The sequence below is a fragment of the Variovorax sp. 01N425 genome (assembly GCF_056399465.1).
Genome location: NZ_JBFTRJ010000007.1, coordinates 232,841 through 248,527, shown reverse-complemented (window position 1 = coordinate 248,527; position 15,687 = coordinate 232,841). Strand labels below are relative to the sequence as shown.

Sequence of the window (15,687 nt, the reverse complement as noted above, 5' to 3'; positions counted from 1 at the left end):
GGAGGCACCATGGCACGAATGAAATTTGTCTGCGACGCGGAACGCTGCATCGAATGCAACGGCTGCGTCACGGCCTGCAAGAACGAGAACGAAGTGCCCTGGGGCGTGAACCGCCGCCGCGTGGTCACGCTCAACGACGGGGTGCCGGGCGAGAAGTCGATCTCGGTGGCCTGCATGCACTGCTCCGACGCACCCTGCATGGCCGTGTGCCCGGTGCAGTGCTTCTACCGCACCGAAGAAGGCGTGGTGCTGCACGACAAGGACGTGTGCATCGGCTGCGGCTACTGCTCGTACGCCTGCCCGTTCGGCGCGCCGCAGTTCCCCTCGCAAGGCACGTTCGGCGTGCGCGGCAAGATGGACAAGTGCACCTTCTGCGCCGGCGGCCCCGAGGCCAACGGCTCCGAAGCCGAGTTCGAGAAATACGGCCGCAACCGGCTCGCCGAAGGCAAGCTTCCGGCCTGCGCCGAGATGTGCTCGACCAAGGCGCTTCTGGCCGGCGACGGCGACGTGGTGGCCGACATCTTCCGCACCCGCGTGGTCCAGCGCGGCAAGGGCGCCGAAGTCTGGGGCTGGGGCACCGCCTACGGCTCGCAGCAGGCCGGCACGCCGCCGGCCGGTGGAGTGCGCAAGTGAAGCGGCCGGGCCTCGTCTTCGCCGGCGTTGCGCTGGCCGCAACCTGCCTCGCGGCCTGCGGCGAGAAGCCGCAGACCAACGCGCAGGGCGTCAAGCACGACGCCGTGCCCTGGAGCGGCACGGGCACCCAGGAGAACGCCGGCACGGTGTTCACCGCGCCCGGCTGGAAGGTCGGCGACAAGACCGCCTGGCAGCAGCAGCTCAAGACCCGCGCGCAGAACGGGCAGAACGAATACAACAAAGAGAACTGAACGGAGAGCCCATGAAGCAAGCGCTGACCGCTCTCGCTCTTTGCTGTGCCGTGCTGGGTACGGCCTTCGCGCAGGCGCAGCCGCCGGCCGCCCCTGGAACGGCGTCCGCCCCCGCGGCACCTGCCGCAACCGCCGCGCCGGAGGCCGCCGTGGGCGGCATCCGCGGCCAGAACATCTTCGAGGTCAAGCCCGAAGCCAGCGCCGACCCCAACTACGCGAACCAGACCAATGGCGAGCGCATGAAGGTGCAGCCCGGCAACAACGCGCCGATGTGGCGCCAGGTGGGGCAGGGCGTGACCGGCTACAGCAGCCTGCCGAAAAGCCAGGCGCCCGAGGCCGGCAACCTGATCCAGCCTTTCGTGCAGTACCCCGGTTCGCGCTTGACCAATGCCGGCGAAGCCTGGCGCCAGGTGCGCAACGACTGGATCATTCCCTATGGCGCGGCGCTGCTGTTCGTCGTGCTGCTGGCGCTGGCCATCTTCTATTTCACGCGCGGCCCGATCCGCCTGCACGGCCAGGAAACCGGCCGCAAGATCGAGCGGTTCACGCCCTTCGAACGCGCCACGCACTGGTCGAACGCCATCGCCTTCGTCACGCTGGCCATCACCGGCATCGTGATGGCCTTCGGCAAGTTCTTCCTGATGCCGTGGATGGGCAGCGCGCTCTTCGGCTGGATTGCCTACGCGCTCAAGAACGTCCATAACTTCGTCGGGCCGCTGTTTGTGGTGACGACGGTGTTCATGGTCTTCACCTTCATCCGCGACAACCTGCCGCGCGCCAGCGACCTGCAATGGCTCGCGCGCTTCGGCGGCCTGTTCGGCGGCAAGGAAGTGCCATCGCACCGCTTCAATGCGGGCGAGAAGCTGGTCTTCTGGGGCGGCGTGCTGTTCCTCGGCCTCTTCATCATCGGCTCGGGGCTCTTCCTGGACAAGCTGCTGCCGGGCTTCGTCTACACGCGCGGCGAGATGCAGGTGGCGCACATGGTGCACGGCGTCGCCACCTTGCTGATGATGGCGATGATCATGGGCCACATCTACATCGGGACGCTCGGCATGACGGGCGCCTACAAGGCCATGCGCACCGGCTACGTCGACGAGACCTGGGCCCGGGAGCATCACGAACTCTGGTACGACGACATCGCCGCGGGCAAGATTCCTGCGCAGCGCACGGCGCCGGCCGGCTCGGCCGCTGCACCGGCCGCGCGGCCCGTGAGACCCGCCGAAGGAACACCCTCATGAAGCTGCCGTTGAATCTCTCTTGCGCATCGCTGCTGGTGCTCGCGCTGGCGGCGCCCGCGGCCTGGGCCAAGCTGGCGCCGCCGCCCGCCACCCCGGAGGCCAAGGCCAAGGCCGCCGAAGCCGCCGCCAAGACCGCCTGGAGCGGCAAGGTCGATGCCTACAAGCTCTGCCAGGCGCAGGACCGCGTCGCGGCCAAGTACCGCGCGAGCGCCACCGCGGCCGGCAAGCCGGTGCCGCCGGCGCCTGCCACTCCGCCCTGCGCAGACCCCGGCCCCTTCGTCTTCACGCCGCCGGCGGAAGCCAAGCCCATCGAGGCTGCGGGCGCGCATTCGCCGGCCACCACGGCCGCATCGCCGCCCAGCACCACGCAGCCTGCCGCCGCCGCCAATCCCACGCCGAAGGCGCAGTGACGACGCCGCTGCCGTTGCCGCTCCCGCGTCTCACCCAGGCCCGCGCCGCGCTGACGCGCGAAGTCGAGGTCGTCGATGAGCATGGCGCGCGCGGCACCGTCTCCATTCCCGCCGAGCGCGACCTCACGGTGTACGTGGACCGGCGCGAACTCGTCACGCTGATGACGCTCGGCGCCCAGCCCGAACTGCTGGTGCTGGGCTACCTGCTGAACCAGCGCCTGATCGAAGCGGCCAGCGACGTCGAGTCGGTCACGGTCGACTGGGAGGTGGGTGCCGCCGCGGTCAAGACGCACGCGGGCATCGACCGCATCGAGGAGCGCACCGCCAAGAAGGTGGTGACCACCGGCTGCGGCCAGGGCAGCGTGTTCGGCGACCTGATGGCCGACATCGACAAGCTCGAGCTGCCGCCCACGCGCATGACGCAGGCCCAGCTCTATGCGCTGGTCAACGCGATCCGGCTCCAGGAGAGCACCTACAAGTCGGCCGGCTCGGTGCACGGCTGCGCGCTGTTCACGCTCGAGCCCGGCGGCACCGAGGCCACGATGCACTCCTTCGTGGAAGACGTGGGCCGCCACAACGCCATCGACACCATTGCGGGCTGGTGCGCCATGCAGCCGCCCGGCGCGCTGGCCGGCGACCGCGTCTTCTACACCACCGGCCGGCTCACGAGCGAGATGGTGATCAAGTCGGCGCAGATGGGCGTGCCCATCGTGGTCTCGCGCAGCGGCATCACGCAGATGGGCCACGAGGTCGCAACCCGCGTGGGTTTGTGCGCCATCGGCCGCGCGACCAACCGGCACTTCGTCTGCTACGCGGGCGTCGACCGGCTGGTGCTGCAGCCGGAACTCGCGCGCCGCAATCCCGCCTAAGGCCCTGAAAGGCGCCGGCGTATCCGCGTCGGCTATCGTCTCGCCCATGAATGCCTCCTTCCGCCTTGGCTGGCGCACCCTGTGGCGCGACCTGCGCGCCGGCGAACTGCGCCTCTTGATCGTTGCCGTGCTGCTGGCCGTGGCCGCGCTCACGGCGGTCGGCTTCTTTGCCGACCGGCTGAAGGGGGGCCTGCAGCGCGATGCGCGGCAGCTGCTCGGCGGCGACGCGGTGGTCGTGAGCGACAACCCCACGCCTACGACCTTCATTGCGCAGGCCCGCGCATTCGGGCTCGAGGGCTCCGGCACCTACGGCTTTCCCACCATGGCGCGGGCCGACGACGCCCAGGGCGGCGCGAGCAAGCTGGTGGCCCTGAAGGCGGTGGCCGCGGGCTATCCGCTGCGCGGCAACCTGCAGACCGCCAGCGCCCCCGATGCGCCCGGCAGCATCACGCGCGACATTCCGCCGGCGGGCGAGGTCTGGGTCGACGCTTCTCTGCTGGATTCGCTCGCGCTCAAGGTGGGGGACGCGCTTCTTCTTGGCGACAGCAGTTTGCGCATCGGCCGCGTGATCACGCTGGAGCCGGATCGCGGAGCGGGCTTCATGAGCTTTGCGCCGCGCGTGATGATCAACCAGGCCGACGTGCCGCGCACCGGCCTCGTGCAGCCTGCGAGCCGTGTCGGCTACCGCTATGCCGTGGCCGGCGAGAACGCGGCCGTCAAGCGCTTTTCCGACTGGGCCGAGGCCGCCATCAAGAAGGGCGAGCTGCGCGGCGTGCGGCTCGACTCCTTCGAAGGCGGGCGCCCCGAAATGCGCCAGACGCTGGACCGCGCCGAGAAATTCCTGAGCCTGGTCGCGCTGCTCGCGGCGCTGCTGTCGGCCGTGGCGGTGGCGCTGGCCGCGCGCGGCTTCGCGGCCAGCCACCTGGACGACTGCGCCATGCTGCGCGTGCTCGGCCAGAGCCAGCGCACCATCGCGCTGGCCTATTCGTTCGAATTTGCCGTCGTCGGCATCGTGGCCAGCAGCCTGGGCGTGGCGATCGGCTTTGGCGTGCACTACGTGTTCGTGGTGCTGCTCGCCGGGCTGGTCGAAACGGCGCTGCCCGCTGCCACCTTGTGGCCCGTGGCCTTCGGCCTGGGCATGGGGCTCACGCTGCTGTTCGCCTTCGGCCTGCCGCCGGTGCTGCAGCTGGCCCGGGTGCCGCCGCTGCGCGTGATCCGGCGCGACGTCGGCGGGCTCAAGCCCGCGTCGCTCGCGGTGCTGGGCATCGGAGTGGCCGGCTTCGCGGCCCTGCTGATCGCGGCCAGCAGCGACCTGAAGCTGGGCCTGATCGCCGTCGGCGGCTTCGCGGGCGCGGTGGCCGTGTTCGCGCTGCTGAGCTGGCTCGCGGTGAAGGTGCTGCGCCGCAGCGTCAATGAAAGCACCGCGCCGCGCTGGCTGGTGCTGGCCACGCGCCAGATCTCGGCGCGGCCGGCCTATGCGGTGGTGCAGGTCAGCGCGCTGGCCGTGGGCCTGCTCGCGCTGGTGCTGCTGGTGCTGCTGCGCACCGACCTGGTCGCGAGCTGGCGCAAGGCCACGCCGCCCGATGCGCCCAACCGCTTCGTCATCAACGTCATGCCGGACCAGAGCAGCGCGTTCCAGAAGTCGCTGCGCGATGCCGGCGTGCGCAAGTTCGATTGGTATCCGATGATCCGCGGCCGCCTTGTGGCCGTCAACGACAAGCCGGTGTCGCCCGACGACTACCCGGAAGACCGCGCCAAGCGCCTGGTGGACCGCGAGTTCAACCTCAGCAACAGCGTGGAGGCGCCGGCGCACAACAGCATCGTGGCCGGCGCATGGAAGCCCGATGCGCCCGGCGAAGTGAGCGTGGAGGAAGGACTGGCCGAGACGCTGGGCCTCAAGCTCGGCGACGTGCTGCGCTTCGACATCGGCGGCATGCAGAACGATGCGCGCATCACCTCGCTGCGCAAGGTCGACTGGGGTTCGATGCATGCGAACTTCTTCGTGATGTACACCGTGGCCGCGCTGCCCGACGTGCCGGTGACCTACATGGGCGCCTTCCGCGCGCCCGAAACCCGCGGCTTCGACAACGCGCTGGTGCGCAGCTACCCCAACGTGACCAACGTCGACATGAGCGCCACCATCAACCAGGTGCAGCGCGTGCTCGACCAGGTGATCCGCGCGGTCGAGTTCCTGTTCGGCTTCACGCTCGCGGCGGGGCTGGTGGTGCTGTTTGCCGCGGTCACGGCCACGCGCGAGGAGCGCGCGCGCGAGTTCGCGGTGATGCGCGCGGTGGGTGCGCGGGCCAGTCTGCTGCGCCAGGTGCAGCGCGCCGAGCTGGCGGGCGTGGGCCTGCTGGCGGGCTTCCTCGCGAGCATCGTGGCCTCGGCCATCGGCTGGGGCCTTGCACGCTACGTGTTCGACTTCACCTGGACGGCCTCGCCCATCGTGCCGATCGCGGGCGCGCTCGCGGGCGCGGTGCTGGCGCTGGCGGCGGGCTGGTGGGGCTTGCGCGACGTGCTGCGCAGGCCCGTGGTCGACACGCTGCGGCGCGCGGCCGAATAGATTTTTCTGCGTGCGGGGGCGAAGAGGGCGGGGAATGCAATACATTCCCCGGCCCTGCAATCATTCATTCGATGAGAAGAAACCCCCTCCATGCGCTTGGCGTCATTCCAGATCACCAACTTTCGCTCGATCAACGACAGCGGCTCCATCGACACCTCGCAGATCACGGCAATCCTCGGCCGAAATGACAGCGGCAAATCGAACCTGCTGCGCGCACTGCACAGCCTGAACCCGGCCGAAGGCCTGGCCGAACTCAGCCCGATCAAGGACTTTCCGCGGCACCGCCGCCTCGAAGAGTGCCAGGGCGACACGCCGGTCGTCGCGACGCGCTGGGCCCTCGAAGACAGCGAGCGGGCCGAACTGGCGCAGATGCTTCCGCGCGCGGCCAAGGTGCGCCACGTCACCGCGGGCCGGGGCTACGGCACGGCGCGCTGGAGCGGCCTCGAAGGACTCGGCGACCTGTCGCTCGACGTGTCCGACATCAAGGCCAAGGTCCGCAAGATCGTGCCCGCCGTCAAGGCCGCGGCCGAGAAGCTTGCCGACGACGCGCGCGCAATGCTGGAGCAGGCGGCCGACGCCTTCGACGCCGCGATGATCCTGAGCCCCGACTACATCCGCTGGTCCACCGGTGCGGTGGCAGCGCTGCAGTCGCTGCGCCAGGCCATGGCGGCAGCGGATGCCGAGCTCAGCGACAAGCAGGAGCAGATGCTCGCCGAGCTCGAGGAGATGGCCCGCGCGATTGCCAACGACACGCCGGCGCTTGCAAGGGCGAAGCAGTGGGTGCTCGACAAGCTGCCGAGGTTCGTCTACGTGGACGAGTACCCGGCGCTGCCCGGCCGCCAGAACATTGCCGAGCACCTCGCGCGCAAGGGCTGGGGGCAGGACGCGCCCGGGCAGCGCAACTTCGAGAAGCTCTGCAAGGCCGCCGGGCTCGATCCGCAGCAGCTGCAGGAGCTGCTGGAGAAGAACGACCAGGCCACGCGCAACCAGCTCGCCAACCGCGCCGGCTCCGTCGTCACCGCCGAGATCCGCCGGCTCTGGAAGGACCGCGAGCTCAAGGTGCGCTTCAACCTGGACGGGCCGTACATGGACACGCTGGTGTCCGACCCGAACCGTGCCTACGACGTGGAAGTGAACCTCGACGAGCGCAGCCGCGGCTTCCAGTGGTTCTTCTCGTTCTACGTCACCTTCTTTGCGGACACCAAGGGTGCCGGCGATGCGATCCTGCTGCTGGACGAGCCCGGCCTGCACCTGCATGCGCGCTCGCAGGCCGACCTGCTCGCGCACTTCGAGCAGGATTTCGGCAACCAGATCGTCTACACCACGCACTCGCCGTTCATGGTGCCCGTGCACCGGCCCGATGCGGTGCGCACGGCCAGCATGAGCGAAGCCGCCGGCACCACCGTGAGCAACAAGGCCGAGGGTGATGCGCGCACGCTCTATCCGCTGCAGGTGGCGCTGGCGCTGAGCCGGATGGCGGGCGAGGGCGCGAAGCCGCAGCAAAGGGAGGGCGCGGCGCGTGTCGAGGCGCCGTCGCGCGAGGTCAGCGAGCCGGTGGATCTTCCTGTCCAATAGCGGCATGGACCATTCACCGAACGAGCTCGCAGAGCGCCTGACCGAACTCGAGATCAAGTCGAGCTATGCCGAGGACTTGCTGGAGCAGCTCAACATGACGATCTACCGGCAACAGCAGCAGATCGACAGCTTGATCCTGCAGGTCACCCAGCTCAAGCAGCAGAGCCAGAACGCGGGGCAGGACGGGGCGGCGCGCAACTTGCGCGACGAGTTGCCGCCGCATTACTGAGCGCTGTTGTTTGGGGCGCTGTTGTACGGGGCGCTGCTGTTCAGGGCGCGCTCCCGCCGACGGGGTACCTTGCTCCGCGAATGTCCTCCGGCCTGCGGCCTCCCCCTTGATTTCGCTGCGCAAGGCACCCCATCGACGGGAGCGTTATGCAGAGCCGTGGTTGATCAGCGGTACACCACCAGCGTGCCCTCGTGCACAGGGCATCGGGTGCTCCCCGCAGCGAAATCAAGGAGGAGGCCGAAGGCCGGGGGACATTCGCGGAGGGGAGTACCCGGTGGCCTGTGCACGCGCCCTGAACAAAAACAACAGCGCCCCGAACAACAGCGCCCAAAAAAAGATCAGCCGTGCGAATGCCAGAGCACCGCAAAGAAGTGGCAGGTGCTGCCCGCCAGCACGAACAGGTGCCACACCGAATGGGCAAAGCGCACCTTGTTGTCGAACAGGAAGACCACCGCACCCGCGGTGTAGAACAGCCCGCCGGCCACGAGCCATCCCAGGCCTGCCGGCGACATGCGCTCGTACAGCGGCACCGCCGCCATCAGCGCCATCCATCCCATCGCCACGTAGAGTCCCGTCGACCACAACGGATGCTGCAGCCGGTTGAACAGCTTGGCGCCCACGCCCAGCGCCGCCGCCGCGCAGATGCAGCCGAACAGCGTCCAACCCCAGGGCCCGCGCAGCACGCCGAAGAGAAACGGCATGTAGCTGCCCGCGATGAAGAGGTAGATGGCCGCGTGGTCGAGCCGGTTGAACCAGGCCTTGGCCCGGCCCATCGGCAGCGCGTGGTAGAGCGTGGAGATCAGGTACAGCACGATCGCCGTGCCGGCAAAGAGCGAGGCGCCGACGATGCCCGCGGCCTGGCCCTTCTGGGCGGCGCTGTAGACCAGGATCGGCAGCGAGGCCACCGCCAGCAGCAGTCCGAGGCCGTGGCTCAGCGCATTGAAGATCTCTTCGAGCGTGGTCTGGGCGCGAGCCGCAGATATGGGTTTGTTGGAAGCCATGCTATTTCACCTGCTGCTTGCCGAGCTTGCGCGCCAGCGTGCGCCGGTGCATGCCAAGCCGCCGCGCGGTTTCGGAAATGTTGAAGCCGGTCTCGGCCAGCGTCTCGTGGATGCGCTCCCATTCGAGCGTCTTGATCGAGGTCGAGCGGTTGGTCAGCTCCACCTCCGTGGTGCCGGTGGCGCGGCCGAAGGCGGCCTCGATGTCGTCGGTGTTCGACGGCTTGGCCAGGTAATGGCAGGCGCCGAGCTTGATGGCCTCCACCGCCGTGGCAATGCTGGCAAAGCCCGTGAGCACCACGATCAGCATCTTCGGGTTGTGCCGGTGCAGCATCTGCACGCAGGCCAGGCCCGAGGCCTCGCCGTTGAGCTTCAGGTCGACCACCGCATAGCCGGGCGAATGGGCCTGCAGCAGCGCCTCGACCTCCTCGGCATTGCTGGCCTGCGTGACCGCGTAGCCGCGGCGCTCGAAGGACTTGCCGAGCGTGCGCGCGAAGGCCGCGTCGTCTTCCACGATCAGCAACTGGCGTTCGGTTTCGGCGGTTTCCGTCATGGCTTTGCGTTTCGATCGGTGAGGGTGTCGGCCGCTTCGTGTTCTTCGTCGTCGTCTTCTTCTTCCAGCACGATGGCCGCGAGCGGCAGCGTGATGGCCACGATGGCGCCGCCCTCGGGCCGGTTGTGCACCGCGACGCGGCCGCCCAGGGTGCGCGCCACGTTGACCACCAGGAACAGCCCGAGCCCGCCGCCCGGGCGGCCCTTGCTCGACTGGTAGGGCTTGCCGAACTCCTTCAGGATGGCCGGCAGGAAGCCCGGGCCCGCATCGGTGACCGTGAGCGTCAACGCATCGGCGTCATGCGCCACTTCGAAGCGCAACCAGTGCGGCGAGGCCTCCAGGGCATTGTCGAGCACGTTGCAGATCATTTGCTTGAGCGCCGAATCGGAGACCATGGGCAGGTCCTGGCCAAAGCGGTTCTCGTAGTCGAACTCCTCGACCGGACGCGTGCTGCGCCATTCCTCCACCAGCTCGTCGAGGAAGGTGCGGACGGTGGTTTCTTCCGACGATTCGCCGCGCGCCTCGCCGGCCGACAGCAGGATGCCGCTCACGATGCTCTTGCAGCGCTGGATCTGCAGTTCCATCTCGGCCACCTCGGTCAGCAGCTCGGGGTCGGAGCTGAAGTGCGGCAGGCGGCGCCAGTCGCCCAGGATCACGGCCAGCGTGGCAAGCGGCGTGCCCAGCTCGTGCGCGGCGCCCGAGGCCAGGAGGCCCATGCGCACGATGTGCTCTTCTTCCGATGCGCGCTGGCGCAGGTCGGCCAGCCGCGCATCGCGCGCACGCAGGTTGCGGCTGATGCGCGTGATGAACACCACCAGCAGCGCCGCGTTGAGCGCAAAGCACACCAGCATGCCCTGAACGTAGGGGCTCCAGAGCCCGCGGTCGTGGTCCAGCGGCAGCGCGAGCGGGCGGGAGAAAAGCGCCAGCCCCGCAAAGCACAGGCAGGTGACGGCCACGATGGTCCAGGTCGACCAGGCCTTCAGCAGCACCGCGCCCAGGATGACCTGCAGCAGGTACAGGAAGACGAAGGGATTGGTGGCGCCGCCGCTCAGGTAGAGCTGGGCGGTGAGCGTGGCCACGTCGACCAGCAGCGCGAGAAAGAGCTCGCCGTTGGTCACGCGGCGCGGGCTGCGCGAGCGCAGCAGGCTCACGCCGTTGAAGAGCGCGAGGCAGGTCAGCACCTGCAGCATGTGCTCCAGCGGCAGCCGGATGCCGAAGCCGTAGTGCACGACCAGGATGGTGGCGACCTGGCCGACCACCGCGAACCAGCGCAGCTCGATCAGCTGCTGCATGTTCTTGTGGCCGGTGGCGTTGTCCAGGCTTGCCACGCCCGCACGCGGTGGATGCAGTTCCCCCGCGACCGCGACGGCTTCAGTCGCGGCGGGCATCGGGGCGGGCGGTGGCGTTGGCATGGGCCGTATTTTCGCCTGTGCCGCCATCGGCTTCGCCGGCGCGCCGGCGCCCCTCGCGCCAGCCGAACCAGGCCGCGCCAAGGACCATCAGCGCCAGGCCGTACCAGGTGATCGCATAGACCAGGTGGCTGTTGGGAAAGGCGATGACCGTGAGGCCCGCGGCCGGCCAGGCAGGCGCTGCGCCGGGCGAGGAGGGCGCGGCCTCGGCATCGACGAAGTACGGTGCCACGTTGGAGAGGCCGCGTGCCGCGGCAATGGCCTGCACGTCGCGCGAGAACCAGCGATCGGCGGCCGGCTCGTTCTTGCGCAGGAAGCCGCCCTTGGGTTCGCTCATGCGCAAGAGGCCGGTCACGCTGCTTTCGCCCTGGGGTTCGGTGGCCGCGCGGGCGGCGCGCTCGCGCGCCTCGGGCGGCACGAAGCCGCGGTTGATCAGCACGATGCGGCCGCCTGTGGCCTGCAGCGGCGTCAGCACCCAGAAGCCGGCGCCGAGCCGGGTGCTGGCCTGCACCAGGGTTTCCTTGTCGTGGAGGAAGCGGCCGACGATGCGCACGCGGCGGTATTCGTCGTCGGCCGCGTTGACCTGCGGCCAGCGCTCGCGCCCGGGCGCTTCGGAGGCCGGGGCATGCACGCGCTGCTCGACGCGGGCAATCAGATCGAGCTTCCAGGCCCGGCGCTCGACCTGCCAGGTGCCGAGCGCGAAGAAGCCCGCAAAGGCCAGGGCCGCGCAGACCGCCAGAGCCACCCGGGCCGCCGCGCCGCGCGGGCGGCCGGCTGGTGTGCCGTTGCGGGTGCTGGAGTCTGGCGGCGGGGGCGTCAAGGCATGTTCTTCATGTCGTGCACCGACATGGGCATCATGTTGGCGTTCATGTGGTACATGACCCAGAGCGATCCGGCCAGCGTGATGACGACGAGCACGATCGTGAAGATCAGCGCCAGCATGTTCCAGCCGCTCTCGGACTTGGCGTCCATGTGCAGGAAGTAGATCATGTGGACCACGATCTGCACCGCGGCAAAGCCCAGGATCACGAGCGAGGTGGTGCTCGGCTTGCCGAGCACGTTGCCCATGACGAGCCAGAACGGAATCGCGGTCAGGACCACGGCCAGCACGAAGCCGGTCATGTAGCCCTTGAAGGTGCTGTGGCTGACGGGGCCATCGTCGTGATGGTCGTCGTGCGCTGCGGTTTCGGTGTGGGCGGTGCTCATGCCATCGATCCCATCAGGTAGACAAAGGTGAAGACGCCGATCCACACCACGTCCAGGAAGTGCCAGAACATCGACAGGCACATCAGGCGGCGGCGGTTGGCGGCGGTGAAGCCGTGCTTGGGCAACTGGATCATCAGCACGATGAGCCACACGATGCCGAAGGTCACGTGCAGCCCGTGGGTGCCCACCAGCGCGAAGAACGACGACAGGAACGCGCTGCGCTGCGGGCCCGCGCCCTCGTGGATCAGGTGCGCGAATTCATAGAGTTCCAGGCCGATGAAGCCTGCGCCCAAAAGGCCGGTGATGGCCAGCCAGGCGAGCGTGCCGCCCATGCGCTTTCTCTGCATCTCGAGCACTGCGAAGCCATAGGTGATCGACGACAGCAGCAGCAGCGAGGTGTTGACCGCCACCAGCGGCAGGTCGAACAGGTCGGCGCCCGAAGGGCCGGCCGCGTAGCTTCGGCCCAGCACGCCGTACACCGCGAACAGGCAGGCGAAGACCAGGCAGTCGCTCATCAGGTAGAGCCAGAAGCCGAGCAGCGTGCCGTTTTCCGGGTGGTGGTCGTTGCCGACGTGGAACAGCTCGAACACGGGCGGCTTGCCCGTGGCGTCGCTGTGGGCGTGGCCGGCCGCGGGGGAGTGGAGGGCGGTGGTATCAGACATGGGCTGCTGCCAGGAGGCGGGTGCGTTCGTCCTCGGTGCGAACGACCTCTTCCGCGGGGATGTGGTAGTCGCGCTTGTAGTTGAAGGTGTGGATGATCACGGCCGCCAGCATGGCGAAGAAGGCCACGCCCGCCACCAGCCACATCTGCCAGATCAGCGCGAAGCCGCAGGTGCCGGCCAGGGCCGCGATGATGAAGCCGGCAGCCGTGTTCTTGGGCATGTGGATGGGCGTGAAGCCGTCGACCGGGCGGCTGTAGCCGCGGCGCTTCATGTCGGTCCAGGCGTCGTTGTCGTGGATGCGCGGCGTGAACGCGAAGTTGTAGGCCGGCGGCGGCGACGAGGTCGACCATTCGAGCGTGCGGCCGTTCCACGGGTCGCCCGTGGTGTCGCGCAGCGAATCGCGCCGGATGTAGCTCACCACCAGCTGGATGATGAACGAGGCGATGCCCAGCGCAATCAGCACGGCGCCGAAGGCCGCCACCTGGAACCAGATCTGCAGCGACATGTCCTGGAAGTGGCTCATGCGGCGCGTGACGCCCATCAGGCCCAGGATGTACAGCGGCATGAACGCGAACCAGAAGCCGACGATCCAGAACCAGAACGAGCACTTGCCCCAGAACGGATCGAGCTTGTAGCCGAAGGCCTTGGGGAACCAGTAGGTGATGCCCGCCAGCATGCCGAACAGCACGCCGCCGATGATCACGTTGTGGAAGTGGGCGATCAGGAAGAGGCTGTTGTGCAGCACGAAGTCGGCCGGGGGCACCGCGAGCAGCACGCCCGTCATGCCGCCGATCACGAAGGTGATCATGAAGCCGATGGTCCACATCATGGGCAGCTCGAAGCGGATGCGGCCGCGGTACATGGTGAAGAGCCAGTTGAAGATCTTCGCGCCCGTGGGGATCGAGATGATCATCGTCGTGATGCCGAAGAACGAATTCACGCTGGCGCCCGAGCCCATGGTGAAGAAGTGGTGCAGCCACACGAGGTACGACAGGATCGTGATCACCACCGTGGCGTAGACCATCGAGGCGTAGCCGAAGAGGCGCTTGCCCGAGAAGGTGGAGACCACTTCCGAGAAGATGCCGAAGGCCGGCAGGATCAGGATGTAGACCTCGGGGTGGCCCCAGATCCAGATCAGGTTCACGTACATCATGGCGTTGCCGCCGAGGTCGTTCGTGAAGAAGTTGGTGCCGACATAGCGGTCCAGCGACAGCAGCGCGAGCACGGCCGTGAGCACCGGGAAGGCGGCCACGATCAGCACGTTGGTGCACAGGGCGGTCCAGGTGAAGACCGGCATCTTCATCATCGTCATGCCGGGCGCGCGCATCTTCACGATGGTAGCCAGCAGGTTGACGCCCGAGAGCAGCGTGCCGACCCCCGCGATCTGCAAGGACCAGATGTAGTAGTCCACCCCCACGTCGGGGCTGAAGAGAAGGCCCGACAGCGGCGGGTAGGCGAGCCAGCCGGTCTTGGCGAATTCACCCACGAAGAGCGACGCCATCACGAGGCCGGCGCCGAAGGTGGTCATCCAGAAGCTGAAGTTGTTCAGGAACGGGAAGGCCACGTCGCGCGCGCCGATCTGCAGCGGCACCACGAAGTTCATGAGGCCCGTGACCAGCGGCATCGCCACGAAGAAGATCATGATCACGCCGTGGGCGGTGAAGATCTGGTCGTAGTGGTGCGGCGGCAGGAAGCCGGCGTTGTCGCCGAAGGCGACGGCCTGCTGGGCCCGCATCATGATGGCGTCGGAGAAGCCGCGCAGCAGCATCACCAGGCCAAGAATGATGTACATGATGCCGATCTTCTTGTGGTCGATGCTGGTGATCCAGTCGCGCCACAGCACGCCCCACACCTTGTAGTAGGTGATGGCGCCCAGCAGTGCGAGGCCGCCGAGGACGACCGCGATGAAGGTGACGAGCAGGATCGGCTCGTGGTAGGGAATCGCCTCCCACGTGAGGCGGCCGAAGATGAGCTTCGTCAGGTCAAGGTTCTCGAACATCGTCATTCTTCGGTGGTGCACATCGCCGTCACGTACTTGCGCGTGGGCGAATTGGTGAGGGTGTCAGCCTGCCAGGCCTTCCTGGTGGCAATGTTGAACGCGCCGGGCTTGCCCAGTCCGCCGTCCGCGTCGATGGCCATCATTTCCTTCATGCACATCTTGTTGCGGTCGACGCAGAGGTTGAGGATGGCGTCGTACAGGTCGGGCGCCACCGCGGCGTAGTGCCGCACCGGCTCGCGCTCGCTCGGCGCTTCGAGCTTCTTGTACTGCTCGCGCGTGAGTTCGCCGTCCTTGCCGGACTTGACCTTCTGCACCCACTGGTCGAAGTCGGTGTTGCTCAGGCCGTGGAACTTGAAGCGCATGCCCGAGAAGCCCGCACCGCTGTAGTTGGCCGAGAAGCCCTCGAACTCGCCCGGCTTGTTGATGACCGCATGCAGCTTGGTTTCCATGCCCGGCATGGCGTAGATCTGGCCGGCCAGCGCGGGAATGAAGAAGGAGTTCATCACCGAGGAGGCCGTGATCTTGAAGGTGATCGGCCGGTCGACCGGCGCGGCCATTTCATTCACCGTGGCAAAGCCCTGCTCGGGGTAGATGAAGAGCCATTTCCAGTCGAGCGCCACCACTTCGACCACCAGCGGCTTGGCCTCGGCGGGAATCGGGCGCTCGGCGTCGAGCCGGCTGAGCGGCCGGTACGGGTCGAGCGTGTGGGTGCTGATCCAGGTGATGGCGCCCAGCGCGATGATGATCAGGAGCGGCGCGGCCCAGATCGCGAGTTCGAGCTGGGTGGAGTGGTCCCAGTCGGGGCTGTAGTCGGCCTCCTTGTTCGACTGGCGATAGCGCCAGGCAAAGAAGAGGGTCAGCGCGATCACCGGAATGATGATGATCAGCATCAGCACGGTGGAGACGACGATGAGGCGTCCCTGCTGGTTGGCGATGTCCCCGGAAGGGTTCATGAGCACCGTGTTGCAGCCTGCCAGCAAGGCAAGCGGAAGCAACAGGGGCCATCGGCGAAGAGATTTGAGGGTGGGCATGCCGAAAGAAAGAAGTGCGTGGGCTGCGCAAAGACTCCACAATCTACGACCAAAGGCCTTC

The 15,687-nt window shown here is 67.8% G+C and carries 16 protein-coding genes; 8 read left to right on the top strand and 8 right to left on the bottom strand.

What is annotated here, in order from left to right:
• Positions 1-9: 9 nt before the first annotated feature.
• The 8 genes from fdh3B (at position 10) to AC1DSC_RS14870 (ending at position 7,768) form a co-directional block, all read left to right on the top strand.
• Positions 10-633, top strand: coding sequence for a formate dehydrogenase FDH3 subunit beta (fdh3B, locus tag AC1DSC_RS14905; RefSeq protein WP_015866837.1), 624 nt, complete (start codon positions 10-12; stop codon positions 631-633).
• Entirely contained in the window at positions 630-884 is a 255-nt protein-coding gene (locus AC1DSC_RS14900) for a hypothetical protein (protein WP_015866836.1), read from the top strand. Before fdh3B ends, AC1DSC_RS14900 begins: the two co-directional genes overlap by 4 nt.
• 11 nt (positions 885-895) lie before the next feature.
• On the top strand, positions 896-2,122 hold the full coding sequence (locus tag AC1DSC_RS14895; protein ID WP_015866835.1) for a formate dehydrogenase subunit gamma: 1,227 nt from the start codon (positions 896-898) through the stop codon (positions 2,120-2,122).
• A complete protein-coding gene (locus tag AC1DSC_RS14890; RefSeq protein WP_015866834.1) occupies positions 2,119-2,532 on the top strand; it encodes a hypothetical protein in 414 nt (137 codons plus the stop codon). Before AC1DSC_RS14895 ends, AC1DSC_RS14890 begins: the two co-directional genes overlap by 4 nt.
• Positions 2,529-3,401 carry a formate dehydrogenase accessory sulfurtransferase FdhD gene (locus AC1DSC_RS14885; protein ID WP_018906453.1) on the top strand — a complete coding sequence of 291 codons (873 nt, stop codon included), beginning with the start codon at positions 2,529-2,531 and terminating at the stop codon, positions 3,399-3,401. The genes AC1DSC_RS14890 and AC1DSC_RS14885 overlap by 4 nt, the downstream gene beginning before the upstream one ends.
• Before the next feature lie 46 nt (positions 3,402-3,447).
• Positions 3,448-5,964 (top strand): ABC transporter permease, encoded by a 2,517-nt coding sequence (locus AC1DSC_RS14880; protein ID WP_027730203.1) that lies wholly within the window; start codon positions 3,448-3,450, stop codon positions 5,962-5,964.
• 90 nt (positions 5,965-6,054) lie between these two features.
• On the top strand, positions 6,055-7,539 hold the full coding sequence (locus AC1DSC_RS14875; protein WP_369663386.1) for an AAA family ATPase: 1,485 nt from the start codon (positions 6,055-6,057) through the stop codon (positions 7,537-7,539).
• 4 nt (positions 7,540-7,543) lie between these two features.
• Positions 7,544-7,768, top strand: coding sequence for a SlyX family protein (locus AC1DSC_RS14870; RefSeq protein WP_015866830.1), 225 nt, complete (start codon positions 7,544-7,546; stop codon positions 7,766-7,768).
• Between the two features lie 338 nt (positions 7,769-8,106).
• Here the strand turns inward: AC1DSC_RS14870 and trhA are convergent, their stop codons facing one another.
• Genes trhA through cyoA form a run of 8 tightly spaced genes read right to left on the bottom strand, consistent with a single transcriptional unit; the run spans position 8,107 to position 15,626 of the window.
• Positions 8,107-8,769, bottom strand: coding sequence for a PAQR family membrane homeostasis protein TrhA (trhA, locus tag AC1DSC_RS14865; protein WP_015866829.1), 663 nt, complete (start codon positions 8,767-8,769; stop codon positions 8,107-8,109).
• 1 nt (position 8,770) lies between these two features.
• Complete coding sequence (locus tag AC1DSC_RS14860; RefSeq protein WP_018905247.1) at positions 8,771-9,319, bottom strand: response regulator transcription factor; 549 nt, start codon at positions 9,317-9,319, stop codon at positions 8,771-8,773.
• Positions 9,316-10,707 (bottom strand): ATP-binding protein, encoded by a 1,392-nt coding sequence (locus AC1DSC_RS14855; protein WP_369663385.1) that lies wholly within the window; start codon positions 10,705-10,707, stop codon positions 9,316-9,318. Before AC1DSC_RS14855 ends, AC1DSC_RS14860 begins: the two co-directional genes overlap by 4 nt.
• A complete protein-coding gene (locus AC1DSC_RS14850) occupies positions 10,691-11,548 on the bottom strand; it encodes an SURF1 family protein (RefSeq protein WP_369663384.1) in 858 nt (285 codons plus the stop codon). The genes AC1DSC_RS14855 and AC1DSC_RS14850 overlap by 17 nt, the downstream gene beginning before the upstream one ends.
• Positions 11,545-11,934: a cytochrome o ubiquinol oxidase subunit IV gene (gene cyoD / locus AC1DSC_RS14845; RefSeq protein WP_015866825.1), complete on the bottom strand. Its 390-nt coding sequence runs from the start codon at positions 11,932-11,934 to the stop codon at positions 11,545-11,547. Before cyoD ends, AC1DSC_RS14850 begins: the two co-directional genes overlap by 4 nt.
• Entirely contained in the window at positions 11,931-12,596 is a 666-nt protein-coding gene (gene cyoC / locus AC1DSC_RS14840; protein WP_015866824.1) for a cytochrome o ubiquinol oxidase subunit III, read from the bottom strand. The genes cyoD and cyoC overlap by 4 nt, the downstream gene beginning before the upstream one ends.
• Complete coding sequence (gene cyoB, locus AC1DSC_RS14835) at positions 12,589-14,595, bottom strand: cytochrome o ubiquinol oxidase subunit I (RefSeq protein ID WP_369663383.1); 2,007 nt, start codon at positions 14,593-14,595, stop codon at positions 12,589-12,591. Before cyoB ends, cyoC begins: the two co-directional genes overlap by 8 nt.
• 2 nt (positions 14,596-14,597) lie before the next feature.
• Entirely contained in the window at positions 14,598-15,626 is a 1,029-nt protein-coding gene (cyoA, locus tag AC1DSC_RS14830; RefSeq protein ID WP_015866822.1) for a ubiquinol oxidase subunit II, read from the bottom strand.
• Positions 15,627-15,687: the final 61 nt, after the last annotated feature.